Source organism: Paenibacillus sp. P4_E11, from assembly GCF_056401635.1.
On sequence record NZ_JBFUIX010000003.1, the window covers coordinates 170,030 to 182,520 of the forward strand.

Below are 12,491 nucleotides of genomic sequence, written 5' to 3' on the forward strand. Positions count from 1 at the left end.
GTGATCACTGGCGGAGGTGTAGCTACTTCTATCGATCTTGGGCTGTATATGGTAGAGTCTCTATGCGGTGTTGAAGCTGTACATTTGGTGCAGACGGCGATGGACTATCCCTTTTATGTGACGGGGCAAACTGAAGGAGATTATATAATCTACCGGGTTGAAAAATAGGTTCAAATAAGAGAACTGAGTTCTCCTATTCGTCTGCCGCGGTAATTTCCGGAGAGAATAAGAGAACTCAGTTCTTCTATTTGTCATTCGGATTTGGAAAATGGTGTTTTTTATTGAAATAGGAGAACTGAGTTCTTCTATTTCTCTCTAATTGGCTTTATACAGGCAAATAAGAGAACAGAGTTCTTTTATTTGTTATTACGGACAGGGATGGGAGGTGCCTTGTGTGGGACCGATCACCCGAGTCATGTTTGTGGATTAAGTTTCTTGCCAGAGTAATAAGTCCGGAAGATCAAAATACTTGAGCATACCTGGCATAACGGTGCCAAGTACATCATGCTTATCATAGAACGGATCGCGAAGCCAATCCGCTATGCTTGTCAGTCCATGGTGGACAGTAAGCCCGCGCACTAGTCCCTTATGATCAAGTACTTTGGCAAGCTGTGCATACAAGCTGAATTTGCCTTCACCGTAGAGCTGGATCGCATCGGCATCGATATCATCCATTTGGGCGACCAGCTCAATCGAGCGCAGTACATCGTAGGTACGAAGCGCTGCCAAGCTGTCGTCCAGCCAGAACAAATCTGTTGTCAGCTTATGAATCGTGCCGAATCGGTCATACAGTCCACTTGGACTAATTGCGTTAGGGGTGACAGCGCCTTCCCCGACAACATCAAGCACCACGACTACTTTCCCAGCGGCCGCTGTCTCGCTAATCCAGTTCCAATGCGCGGACAGTTCGCGCGTTCCACGCTTCCATACCGCAATAACTACAGGGAGCTTCTGCCCGATGAAGTTACTTCTTCGGAACATATAGGCATGATTGAACAATCCTGCTTGGCTCCACCACAACCAACTGCTGACCTCCAGTTCGTGAACGGAAGCCACAGACAGTTGACGTGGATTCAAATCGCAGCTAGTCCTTGCCGCGATTACTTTCCGTCGGAGCCAAGCAAGGGCTTGTTCCTTCTGATCCGGTCCAGATCGCACAGCACGACTGTCTTCCCATTGACAGAGCTGGTCCATATTCTCTTCGAAAGGTCCGCGCGCATCGGCATATTCACCCCGCACCTGCCCCCCAGTGGTGCATAGAAGCCGCTCGACGTCTACCTGTACAATCGCCGCTGCGCGTTCCGGGACACCTATCCGACCTAGCAAATGCTCAGCGAAAAAAGCGGCCGCCGCGTTCGCCATTGCTTCCGAATAACAGTGTTGGCTCTTATCCTCGAATAAGGCCAAACGCTCCGTCTGATCGTACATCGTCCAAAATCGTCTCGTCCGCTCAACGGTCCGCCTAGTCCCTTCTATCGGGAAGAAGTCGTATTGTGCGGCAAGCACCAACACGGGTTTGGGTGCCATCGCCAGTACAAGGTCCTCATGGTCGAAACCGAGAGCCGTCATACCAGGCCAGATTTGCTCAGCATCCTGCGCGTGTCCCACGTATAGATACGACTCTCTACTCATGATAAACGTGGCCGGCGCTGCTGCTGCGATTCGTGGCTCGACCAGCATTGCCATACTTGTCTGTAAGCCGCCTCCCGAGTTGCCCGTTATACCGATTCGTGCCGGATCGATCTCAGGACGTGTGCACATATAATCGACCGCGCGGATAATATCATGAATAAAATAACGCGCCAAACCGTCACCGAGCGGCCAACACTGCGCTCCAGCCTGCTCGTGATCAGCGGTGGTGCGAAGTACAGGCATCTGTTGAGTAGCCGGATCATAATAACTGGAGCGTTCACCTTGCCCGATCGGATCGATGGCGAGAACGATTAGACCGGCACGGGCAATCGTTTGACAGACAGACTGATATTCGGCTGCCAATCGGCCTTCGGCAAAGTGCCCACATACGAACAATACCGCGGCAGAAGGCTCAACAAGGCCGTCTGGGATATACATGTTGGACGTCACATATGTCTGCGGTCGCGATTGGAATACGATATTTTCAATTCGTATGCCTTCGATTTGTGTGACTCCGCTAACTCTCGCACTCAGGGGCTCATCCGTATGTGGCAGTCCTCCGATCCCATCAAGGAACGCCTCGCGCGCCGCTGCCCTTCTCTGATCCAATTGCTTCAACGTCTGGATAGCGTCTCTTGCACGATCTCCAGCAGCAAAAGCCTCAGCCGAACGTTGATATACATGCTGCTTCAACTGGTCCTTCACATCATAGATGCCGAGCACCAAACTTTCCAAATCGTGTATACGTAGCTCCATCGCCCTCAATCCCCACCTTCACTGTGTTCGTCACTGTGCATATATGGTTCATCGTTATTCCTTCTTTATAGTAATCGATTTCTATAATGATGTAAAACCTTTCCTTCCAGCCTTTCACGGTATTTTCCTGACGTTATTGCCGACAGTGAAGCGATATCCTTGTCAAGCGTATCCGTGCTCTCAAACCATTAGCTCTGAACCATACAAAAGCGTAGCCTTCTCCTATACAGGAAAAGGCTACGCTTGGATTTGGGTTCTTTTCAGTTGGCGCGCGCTGGTACAAGCGCCACCGCATACAGCCGCGCGATGTTCTCCGCGGCCTGCTCAAGCAGTGCGGCGCCGTCGCGCATCGCGTCCTCAAGCACCAGCGGGCGGTTCGCGATGCTGAACAGCGCGGTAATGCCGTGCGCGTACAGTTCGTCCACGCCGTCGCCGAGGCCGCCCGACAAGCAGACGACCGGCACGCCGTGCTGGAGCCCGAGGGCGGCTACGCCCGAGGGCACCTTGCCGAACGCCGTCTGCGCGTCCGTGCGGCCCTCGCCGGTGACGACGAGGCTCGCGCCGCGGATCGCGTCCTCGAGGCGCGTGAGCGCGGTCACCTCGCGAATGCCGGGCGCAAGCCGCGCCCGGCAGAACGCGAGCAGGCCCGCGCCCAGGCCACCGGCGGCGCCGGCGCCCGGCACATCGCGGACCATTACGCCGAGCTGCATCGCGATGCACACGGCGTAATGGTCGAGGCCGCGGTCGAGCCGCTCGATCATCGCCGGCGTCGCGCCTTTCTGCGGCCCGTACACGGCGCTGGCGCCGTTAGGTCCGCACAAGGGGTTCGTCACGTCGCAGCACACATCGACGGGCACGTCGCCCGCGACGATGCGCGGGTGCAGCCCGCTCGCGTCGATGCGGGCGATGCGCTCGAGCTGCTGCCCGCCCGTGACGAGCTCGCGGCCGGCGGCATCGATGAAGCGCACGCCGAGCGCCTGGGCCATGCCCATGCCGCCGTCGTTCGTTGCGCTGCCGCCGATGCCGAGCAGGATGCGCGTGCAGCCGCGGTCAAGCGCGTCGCGCATGAGCTCGCCGGTGCCGTAGCTCGTCGCCTGCAGCGGGTTGCGCCGCATCTCGGGCACGAGCGGCAGGCCGGACGCCGCCGCCATCTCAATGACCGCCGTGCCGTCTTCCAGCACGCCGTAGAACGCTTCCACCGGCTCGCCCAGCGGGCCGGTCACGACAAGCGTGCGGCGCTCGCCGCCGACAGCTGTCAACACGGCGTCGACGGTGCCTTCGCCGCCGTCCGCCATCGGCACTTGCACGATGTCGGCGTCCAGACCCGAGCGGCGCAGACCGTTCGTGATCGCCTGCGCCACTTCAACAGCGCTTAGGCTGCCCTTGAACGAATCGGGCGCCACAACGATGCGACGACGCCCGGAATGGTCTATATCGCCTGTATGTAAAGAATCACTGCTCATTTCAGTTCCCCCTTGTTAGCTCCATGCGCCCCTACTGTCCCATTCACTCCGCCCGCCATACTCGCTGTATTTACCACATGGACAGGGCTTCCCGCTAGAAAGCTCGCCACATTGGCAACAGCCGTGTCCAATAGCCGCGCTCTGGCTTCGCGAGTCGCCCAAGCGATGTGCGGGGTCACGATGCAGTTGGCAGCCGTCGTAAGCGGATGGTCCGCCCCAGGCGGCTCGACCGACAGCACATCCAGCGCGGCTCCTGCAATGACGCCGCCGTTCAGCGCATCCGCCAGATCCTGCTCCACGATCAACTTGCCTCGGGCTGTATTGATCAGGAATGCGGTCGACTTCATCGACGCAAGGAAATCCCGGTTCACCATCCCCGCCGTCTCCGGCGTGAGCGGGCAGTGCAGTGAGATAACGTCCGCTTCACGGACCAGCTCTTCCCTGCTCACCATACGCATCCCCTCTAGCGGAGCTGGCTTGTCACTTCTCGTGGAGGCGATCACCTGCATGCCGAGCGCCTGAGCCACTCTAGCTGTCTGCTCGCCGATACGCCCCAGCCCAATCACGCCTAGCGTCTTACCGTGCAGCTCCACTAAGGGAGAACGCCAGAAGCTGAAGTCCGGATTGGACGCCCAATCACCGTTCCTTACTGCATCCCCATGTAATCCAACGCGATGGCATAGCTCCAACAGCAACGCGAGCACGAACTGTGTCACCGAATGAGTGCTATAAGAAGGAATGTTCGTGACCGGAATACCCAGCTTCGCGGCAGCTCCTACATCCACAACATCGTAACCGGTTGCCAATACCCCGATATACTTCAGCTTCGGCAATCGTTCCAGAGCTTCCGCACGTAAGGGCGTTTTATTCGTCCATACGATGTCAGCTTCGATGGCCCGTTCTACCACTTGTTCCGGCGACGTACGGTCATAGATCGTTACTTCGCCCAGCTTCTCCACAGACGCCCAGCTCAAATCCCCCGGATTCAATGTATAGCCGTCCAACACTACAATTTTCATCATCGTCACCTCACCGTTATACAATTCGTGCGAACATCTTCGTTTCCCTCCCATTCCCTTAAAGGAATTTATGGATAACCTGTCGAATATGTCCCGCAATAACTCCTCCACCGTGAAAGGCGTGCCTAGAATGATTGCTTTAACTTGCGAAGTATTGTCCGCCGGATATTCTCATCATACGAAGCCGTTTCAAGCTGCTTCCAGCAAAGGACTGCGCAACTATTTGATCCGTTATCAGACCGAAGGCCGCTGCCGTGCCCTTGTCGACGGGGAGATGGTACTTATTCAACCGGGCGATCTTCTGTTATACAAGCCGACCGATATATACGACCTAAGGGTCGAACCCGAGATTCAAGCCAATGGAGAAATGGAAGTATTCAGCGGGGATTACTATTTCTTCTGCCGGGGATCCTGGCTGGACGACTGGTGGAACAAATCCGCTAAGCCTCAGAAAGCGCATATTCCGATCAGCGAAGAGCTACTGAATCTGTGTAGGCATGCAGCCCTCGAACAGCAACGGGTAAAAGGGCGATCCAAGGAAATATCCGAATACTACTTGCGCATCCTCTGCCTCAGCTTCGAGCGAATATTGTCAGAGCAAGCGTTCTATGCCACGAAGGGCAAGTCGTTTCTGGCCGTGCAGATGAAGAGCTATATCGAAGAGCATGCCTTGACCCCGCTGAAATTAGAAGAGGTGGCCCAGCACGTGGGGTTAAGCGTCTCCCGCGCGGTTCACCTCTTCAAGACCATTTTCGGCCAGTCCATCATGCAATATACGTTGCAAATCCGTCTTTCCATCGCGAGAGAACGTATCTTGTTTAGCAAAATGTCACTAGAGCAAATCGCCGAAGCCTCAGGCTTCAACAGCTACACGTATTTCTACCGGATGTTCCGCGCTCGCTATGGTATGTCGCCCAAGGAATACCGGAATGCGGACAGCGAGGAGCAGGAGTAACTTTTCAAAAAATGATCATGCAGAAAAAAACGCCTATTCCTCGAAAAACCGAGAAACAGGCGATTGTATAGCTGTTATTCAACTCTAAATGTTACACCCACCACATCTCGCCAACTGGCTCGGTGATGAGGATTTGCTGCAGGTTGCTGACAGCTTTGGAGAAGCCCTCGTCGACGGACATGAGCCCGTCTTCGTGCTCGATGCTGACGACGTAGTCATAGCCGACCAACCGAAGTGCGCTCAAGATATCAGCCCAAGTCTTCATGTCGTGTCCGTAGCCAACCGTGCGGAACTGCCAAGCGCGATCGAGCATCATCGTATACGACTGCATATCCGTAATGCCGTGTTTGTTCACATTGATCGGATCGATCGACGTGTCCTTCGCATGGAAGTGATGAATCGCGCCTGCACGACCCAGAATATGGATCGCCTGCACCGGATCGATCCCTTGCCACCACATGTGGCTAGGATCGAGGTTGGCTCCGATTACTTCCCCTGCAGCTTCACGTAGACGTAGCAGATTGCCCGGTGTATGAACGGAGAAGCCGCCATGCAGCTCCAACCCGATCTTCACGTTCCGATCAGAGGCATACTTGCCGGTCTCGGTCCAGTAAGGGATGACCTTTTGCTCCCACTGCCATTTCAGAATGTCCTGGTAGTCGTTCGGCCATGGTGCAACCGGCCAGTTCGGATACATCGCGTTCTCGTGGTCACCCGGGCAACCAGAGAATGTGTTCACGACCGGCACGCCCAACCGTTCAGCGAGATCGACGGTTTTCACGAACGTGTCGTGAGCCTCGTTGGCAATTGCCTTCTGTGGATGCAACGGATTGCCGTGGCAGCTTAGCGCGCTGATGATTAATCCGCGCGACTCGACCGCCTTCTTGAATGCTTGCAGCTTAGACTCGTCTGCCAACAGGATATCCGGATCGCAATGTGCGTTGCCCGGGTAGTTGCCAGTTCCGATCTCAACAGCTTGCAGTCCTTTGGACGCGATGATGTCCAGCGCTTCCTCCAATGGACGTCCAGCGAACAATACAGCGAATACTCCCAATTTCATACGAGCGGCACCCACCCTCTATTCTTAATATGCACTATTTTAGGAATTCAAGTAAACGGTTTTACCGGTTTTGTTAGATTCGTAGATGGCTTCAAGAATTTCGGTAACAACCAGTGCTTGCTCCGCTCTTACCGTTGGTTCTGTATTGTTCAAAATGCTCTCGATCCACAAGCGTGCTTCAAGGTTCGCATCCGTTTCCGTCTTGGAGCCATAGAATGCAACTCCTCCAGCTTTCAGATCAACCTTCTGCTCGTACATACGGCTGAACGATTCACCGTTCAAGCGGAGTCCGTCTTCCATGTCAGCGCCGCCTTCAGTACCGCACAACGTCGTCTTTGCTTCCTTCACGTCAAGTGTGTTCAACGCCCAGCTTGATTCCAATACGATGGTTGCGCCGTTCTCCATCTTAATGAATCCGAATGCAGAATCTTCGACGGTGAATTTCTCAGGATCCCAAGGACCCCAGGCGTTAGCGGAGTTAGGTCGGCTGCCCAGCTTGTGGAACACAGAGCCAGTAACACTAACAGGCTTATAGTTGTCCATCATCCACAGCGTCAGGTCAAGCGCGTGCGTCCCGATATCGATGAGCGGTCCGCCACCTTGCTTCTCTTCGTCCAGGAATACGCCCCAAGTTGGAACAGCACGGCGACGAATCGCGTGTGCCTTGGCATAATAAATATCGCCCAATTGCCCGGATTCGCACACTTTCTTCAGATGCTGGCTGTCTGGACGGAATCGGTTGTTGTAGCCGACTGTCAGCTTCTTGCCCGTACGCTTGGACGCTTCCACCATGGCGCGAGCTTCGGTAGAAGAGATCGCCATCGGCTTCTCGCACATGACATGCTTGCCTGCTTCCATAGCTGCGATAGAGATTTCGGCATGATTGTAGTTCGGCGTACAGACGTGAATCACGTCGATGGAGCTGTCCTTCAGCAATTCGCGGTAATCTGTATATACTTTAGAACCTTCAGCGCCATATTCTTTAACAGCCTTTACAGCACGCTCTTCCACAATATCGCAGAACGCTACCATTTCCACAGTGTCCAGCCTCTTCAAGCTCGGCATATGTTTGCCGTTGGCAATACCACCTGTACCAATAATTCCGATTCTTAACTTAGCCATTGTTAAACATCCTCCCCAGGAATTCGATTCCATCGATTATATTCGGGTTGCAACACTAATTCACAGCTTCTATGTAAACATAAAGCGCTCTAGGTGAACATGAAGAATATTGTGTAAAGATGAACATTTTGGCTACGAATTGCTTGTCCAACATATTGCGAACAACAATCTGGACTAGGTAATGACCTACATCAATCGTTCACTGGAACCTGCATGTCTTTCTTCGACCGGCGAAGTACAGAATTTGCAGCGTTTCGCGGCGATCGGGATATCCGACAAGCATTCCGGACACGTCTTGCTGGCAACGGGCTTCGGTGCGTCTTCTTTCTTGCGGCGCAGTCGGTTCAACTGCTTCACAACCATGAAGATCACGAATGCCACGATCAGGAAATCCAGCAACGTATTGATGAACAGACCGAGGTTCAATGTCGGCGCAGCGGCATCCTTGGCTTCCTTTAACGTATCATAGCTGGTGCCGTTCAGACTGATGAACAGATTCGTGAAGTCGACTTTGCCTAGCAGAAGTCCGATCGGGGGCATAATGAGATCGTTCACGATCGATGTCACCACTTTGCCGAACGCTCCGCCGATGATGACCCCAATAGCCAGATCGATCATGTTGCCTTTCATCGCAAATTCCTTAAACTCTTTTAGCATGGCTCGTCTTTCCTCCTTGAAAGCTATTGATATCGTCAGCTTATATTTCACCTGTATTGTATCGTGTTCAGGCCACAATCGTCTAGTTGCAAACTAGGTGGCGGTTCGTCCCAGACGTACAGATGGTTATGTGACTCTCATCGCTTCCATTCCAGGAATTCAATCCGATTGCCGAATGGATCATGGACGAACAATCGATCACAGCCCTCGCGGACATCGTCATCGATCACTGGAATACCTAGGCACAACAGGCGCGATCGTAGTGGTTCGAGTGGGTTGACTTCAAACGCAGGATGAGCTTTTCTCGCTGGAACGAAGTCGTCCTGTACACCGAGATGAACCTGATGATTGCCGCATTGGAACCATACGCCACCACGAGAACGCAACGGTTCAGGCTTCTCAATCTCTACCATCTGGAGTGTATCCCCGTAGAACTGCCTAGCCTGCTGCTCCCCGCCTCTCGGGCATGCCAATTGAACATGATCTATACCTTTGAACTGATAGCTCATTAGCTCAATCCCCCTAATCACGGTTTCATTATATGAAACCAAGTTTCATTAATAATTCGAGTATATCTCCCTTTCTCTCCGTTGTCTATAATGATCGCAAATATCTAATTACCGTCTATTATTCTTATGCTTGACTGCGAGCATGATATAATTAATTGTAAAAATGAGAGCGGTGATAATATGGCAGAAATGAATGAACGGGAGCTTCTGAATACCATTCTTCATGAGCTTCGCGCTGTGCGGGCAAAGGTCGATGCGACGGATGACAGATTAACTAGTTCCCAAAATCAATTTAATCAATTTCGTAAGGATATGTTGCGAATTTCGTAAGGATATGAATGAATTTCGTAAGGAAACGGTGAACAACTTCAATAAAATCGATCGTCGTCTACGTTTTGTCGAATCGGGAGCGAGTCGATAAATTAGAGGTACGCAATAAGCTTTGATGATCCATCGAACCTTCCTCCGATTCCATTACGCAAGGCAAATCTCATCTTATTCCTTGTCAGGAAATAATCTTACATTCATATTCAGAAGGCATTTCCGAAAATTACCGAAGGTGCTTTTTTTATTGTCTCCGTACAAATGGAGTTGATGATTCCGGGCATACTAGGGCTACAGTTGGCTTCAGTATGTATGGAGAGGCGGTTCAACTTATGAGCGGTTCTGACACAGCAATATCCGTTTACTTCGCGGCAGGGATCAGTATGTTCCAAACTAGTGAAATGTTCATCGATGCGATGAATCATATGGAGAATCGATACAGGAGCAGAGGATTTACTTCGATTCGGACCCATTGCTTTTACCCTTATGGTACGATGGATGACATCCCAGCCTCCAGGCACCGGAGGTTCATGACCAAGCAAGCATTTATGGTCGGAAGGGACATCTATCGCCAAGCGGCACATACAGTCGGGGGACGAGCCTTATTCAACGACATCCGTCAGCATTATGACCGTCTCAGCGGTGGTGATATCGTGTTAATTGGTCATAGCGGCGGTGGCATTGCTTCATATAAAGCTGCGCAACTGCTTCATTCGGAAGGATATCCGGTCATTCGCATCTTCATGGTCGGCTCTCCGGAAATTCCAATCTGTGCCAATTGCCGGGATAAAGTATTCACAATTGAGCATGGCGGGCGAGGTGGGGATTGGATATCCCGGTGCGCATTTCATTGGTTCCGTCCGGCCAAGGTAAGGGTCCGATTGCCGATTAACGGCGGTCACCCGGATTACTTTTGCCATCAGAGCAGGGATGAGAACAATGTCTCAAATATGGAAAAGGTAATGGATTTCATCTGGAGTTGGGTACAACGGGACAGCGGATTCGTATATAATGGGATCAACACTTAACCCATCGAACGAAACGAGGAATTTCCCATGTCAACTGACTTCCACGATCTTACCCGTCATCTTCCTGTGTGGGTCGAGATCAGCCGTCTCGTGTCCGCACATGGCTCAGTGGCAAGCTATATCCCCGAACTGAAGCACGGCCCGGCAGATGCCCTCGGAATCGCGATCTATTCACTAGACGGACAAGCCGTTGAAGCGGGGGATTGTGATCTAACTTTTACGATGCAGAGCATTTCCAAAGTATTCACGCTGTTGCTCGCTCTCATGGACCGTGGCGAAAGTGCTGTCTTCGACAAAGTAGGGATGGAGCCAACCGGAGACGATTTCAATTCCATGCTGAAGCTCGAGTTGGTGGAGCCGGGGAAGCCGTTCAATCCACTCATTAATGCAGGCGCTATCGTCATCTCTTCATTGATTAAGGGCAGTACCCCCGCTGAAAAAGCAGACCGTATTCTCTCGTTCATTCGCGAACTGGCCGGGGATTCGAGCATTGAAGTGAATGAAAGCGTATGCCGCTCGGAATCCCGTACCGCCAATCGCAATCGCTCCCTGGCTTATTTTCTGAAGGACAATGAAGTGCTGGACGATGACGTGGAGCCGACGCTTGACGTTTATTTCCGCCACTGCTCCATTGAAGTGAATTGCCGGCATATCGCCCGAATGGCCTGCGTGCTGGCTAATAACGGAGTTGACCCGATAACAGGCCGTGAGCTAGTACCTCGACGTTATGTACAGATCGCCAAGTCGTTCATGATCACATGTGGCATGTACAACGAATCCGGCGAATTCTCAATCCAGGTCGGCGTCCCTGCCAAGAGTGGTGTATCTGGAGGCATTCTAGCCCTTGTTCCTGGCCAGTTCGGCATCGGCATCGTAGGCCCCGCGCTGAATGCCAAGGGCAATAGCATCGCAGGCGTACATCTGTTGCACCAGCTGTCCGATCGTTATGACTGGAGTATATTCTAAAGCTGATCGGATGGGGATTGTTGGTGACGGACACAAGCTTCCTTGACTCGCTGCAGCCAAATGTAGCCTTCGACCTCCAACTGCTTGATCCGGGTCAACCCATCCACCGCCTGGCGTCGACGGTCCGGGTCTTCAATCGGTGCATGCGGCTGCATCCAGGGGTATAGTTCATTCAAGATCTGGTATGCTTCCCGGATTCGCTTATAGTGATCCGCTGCTTGTGTTAGCACCCCGGACAGTTCCCCATCGAATCGGCTGCTAGCTTCCATCAGGAATAAATGGGCGTATCGACGGGCTTCATAGTTCAGGTCTACATAGTAGCCCATGTAGAAGGTCAGGATCGTTCCGTTTCTGACGACTCGATCCACCTGTCGTAAGCGGCTGGCCCTCTATATAGAGTGCGCCCTCCCCACTCATATATACCAGGCTGTGCAAAATCAAGGGCGAAGCTTAACGCAGCCAGTAATGCCGTGCATTCGTCGGAAGGAGTTACGGAAGATGCCCAGTGCAGGGAAATGAACCCGCCTTCCTCCTGAGAGTCACTGCTGTACACCGCGTCGCTTCGTGCCTTGTCCTTACAAGATACACAAGGGCAGTAATTCCGTCCTAGCTTCGTCCACGGGATAACGTCATCGAAACCTTCATGCCCATGTCCGGCATGCCAGGAATGCGTGTAATATCCCTCTTCGTCGTACGCATAAATGACTGACGTCTCATTGCCCAGATCCAGCTCTTTGGCGAATACAGGCCAGCCCTTATCAAGCGCCGAACGAGCGGCATCCCAGGCTTGGCGCTGCAGCTCGGGGAATGCGGCTTGATCCGCGAATGTATGAAACCCTTCAATATGGAGCCCCATGTTTCTCGCCAACTCGAACATCTGCTCCTCAGGCTCACCGATATTGGGGGCAGAGACGTCTTGATCGATCAGGGTCATGAACGCATTGCCGGTCATCCCATATACCCACGCAGCCGACATGGGGCACTCCAAGTAATCGAGACA

At 52.9% G+C, this 12,491-nt stretch carries 13 protein-coding genes; 4 read left to right on the forward strand and 9 right to left on the reverse strand.

Going from position 1 to position 12,491, the window contains the following annotated elements; all coding sequences use genetic code 11:
• The gene (locus tag AC1DWB_RS02580) at positions 1 to 168 is read left to right on the forward strand and encodes a hypothetical protein (protein WP_477539454.1); all 168 of its coding nucleotides are present in this window, start codon (positions 1 to 3) and stop codon (positions 166 to 168) included.
• Positions 169 to 426: 258 nt separating this feature from the next.
• Here AC1DWB_RS02580 and AC1DWB_RS02585 read toward each other — a convergent pair whose 3' ends face one another.
• The 3 genes from AC1DWB_RS02585 to AC1DWB_RS02595 form a co-directional block, all read right to left on the reverse strand.
• Positions 427 to 2,388 (reverse strand): alpha/beta hydrolase family protein, encoded by a 1,962-nt coding sequence (locus AC1DWB_RS02585; RefSeq protein ID WP_477539455.1) that lies wholly within the window; start codon positions 2,386 to 2,388, stop codon positions 427 to 429.
• Between the two features lie 260 nt (positions 2,389 to 2,648).
• Complete coding sequence (locus AC1DWB_RS02590) at positions 2,649 to 3,851, reverse strand: glycerate kinase (protein WP_477539456.1); 1,203 nt, start codon at positions 3,849 to 3,851, stop codon at positions 2,649 to 2,651.
• Positions 3,848 to 4,870 (reverse strand): D-2-hydroxyacid dehydrogenase, encoded by a 1,023-nt coding sequence (locus AC1DWB_RS02595; RefSeq protein WP_477539493.1) that lies wholly within the window; start codon positions 4,868 to 4,870, stop codon positions 3,848 to 3,850. Before AC1DWB_RS02595 ends, AC1DWB_RS02590 begins: the two co-directional genes overlap by 4 nt.
• Before the next feature lie 130 nt (positions 4,871 to 5,000).
• Here AC1DWB_RS02595 and AC1DWB_RS02600 point away from each other — a divergent pair, with 130 nt between their 5' ends.
• Entirely contained in the window at positions 5,001 to 5,825 is an 825-nt protein-coding gene (locus AC1DWB_RS02600; protein WP_477539457.1) for an AraC family transcriptional regulator, read from the forward strand.
• A 91-nt stretch (positions 5,826 to 5,916) separates the two neighbouring features.
• Here AC1DWB_RS02600 and AC1DWB_RS02605 read toward each other — a convergent pair whose 3' ends face one another.
• The 4 genes from AC1DWB_RS02605 to AC1DWB_RS02620 all read right to left on the reverse strand — a co-directional run bounded on the left by AC1DWB_RS02605 (position 5,917) and on the right by AC1DWB_RS02620 (position 9,173).
• Positions 5,917 to 6,885 carry a sugar phosphate isomerase/epimerase family protein gene (locus AC1DWB_RS02605; RefSeq protein ID WP_477539458.1) on the reverse strand — a complete coding sequence of 323 codons (969 nt, stop codon included), beginning with the start codon at positions 6,883 to 6,885 and terminating at the stop codon, positions 5,917 to 5,919.
• A 39-nt stretch (positions 6,886 to 6,924) separates the two neighbouring features.
• The gene (locus tag AC1DWB_RS02610) at positions 6,925 to 8,007 is read right to left on the reverse strand and encodes a Gfo/Idh/MocA family protein (RefSeq protein WP_477539459.1); all 1,083 of its coding nucleotides are present in this window, start codon (positions 8,005 to 8,007) and stop codon (positions 6,925 to 6,927) included.
• Positions 8,008 to 8,193: 186 nt separating this feature from the next.
• A complete protein-coding gene (gene mscL, locus AC1DWB_RS02615) occupies positions 8,194 to 8,664 on the reverse strand; it encodes a large conductance mechanosensitive channel protein MscL (RefSeq protein ID WP_477539460.1) in 471 nt (156 codons plus the stop codon).
• A 137-nt stretch (positions 8,665 to 8,801) separates the two neighbouring features.
• Positions 8,802 to 9,173, reverse strand: a complete 372-nt coding sequence (locus AC1DWB_RS02620; RefSeq protein WP_477539461.1) for a VOC family protein — start codon at positions 9,171 to 9,173, stop codon at positions 8,802 to 8,804.
• A 656-nt stretch (positions 9,174 to 9,829) separates the two neighbouring features.
• On the opposite strand from AC1DWB_RS02620, the gene AC1DWB_RS02625 reads away from it, so the two are divergent.
• A complete protein-coding gene (locus tag AC1DWB_RS02625; protein WP_477539462.1) occupies positions 9,830 to 10,525 on the forward strand; it encodes an alpha/beta hydrolase family protein in 696 nt (231 codons plus the stop codon).
• A gap of 27 nt (positions 10,526 to 10,552) precedes the next feature.
• Positions 10,553 to 11,491 (forward strand): glutaminase A, encoded by a 939-nt coding sequence (gene glsA, locus AC1DWB_RS02630; protein WP_477539463.1) that lies wholly within the window; start codon positions 10,553 to 10,555, stop codon positions 11,489 to 11,491.
• Here glsA and AC1DWB_RS02635 read toward each other — a convergent pair.
• Both AC1DWB_RS02635 and AC1DWB_RS02640 read right to left on the reverse strand, forming a co-directional pair.
• Positions 11,488 to 11,859 (reverse strand): hypothetical protein, encoded by a 372-nt coding sequence (locus tag AC1DWB_RS02635; protein WP_477539464.1) that lies wholly within the window; start codon positions 11,857 to 11,859, stop codon positions 11,488 to 11,490. The two genes, glsA and AC1DWB_RS02635, sit on opposite strands and share 4 nt — an antisense overlap.
• Positions 11,826 to 12,467, reverse strand: a complete 642-nt coding sequence (locus AC1DWB_RS02640; protein ID WP_477539465.1) for a hypothetical protein — start codon at positions 12,465 to 12,467, stop codon at positions 11,826 to 11,828. Before AC1DWB_RS02640 ends, AC1DWB_RS02635 begins: the two co-directional genes overlap by 34 nt.
• Between the last annotated feature and the right edge of the window lie 24 nt (positions 12,468 to 12,491).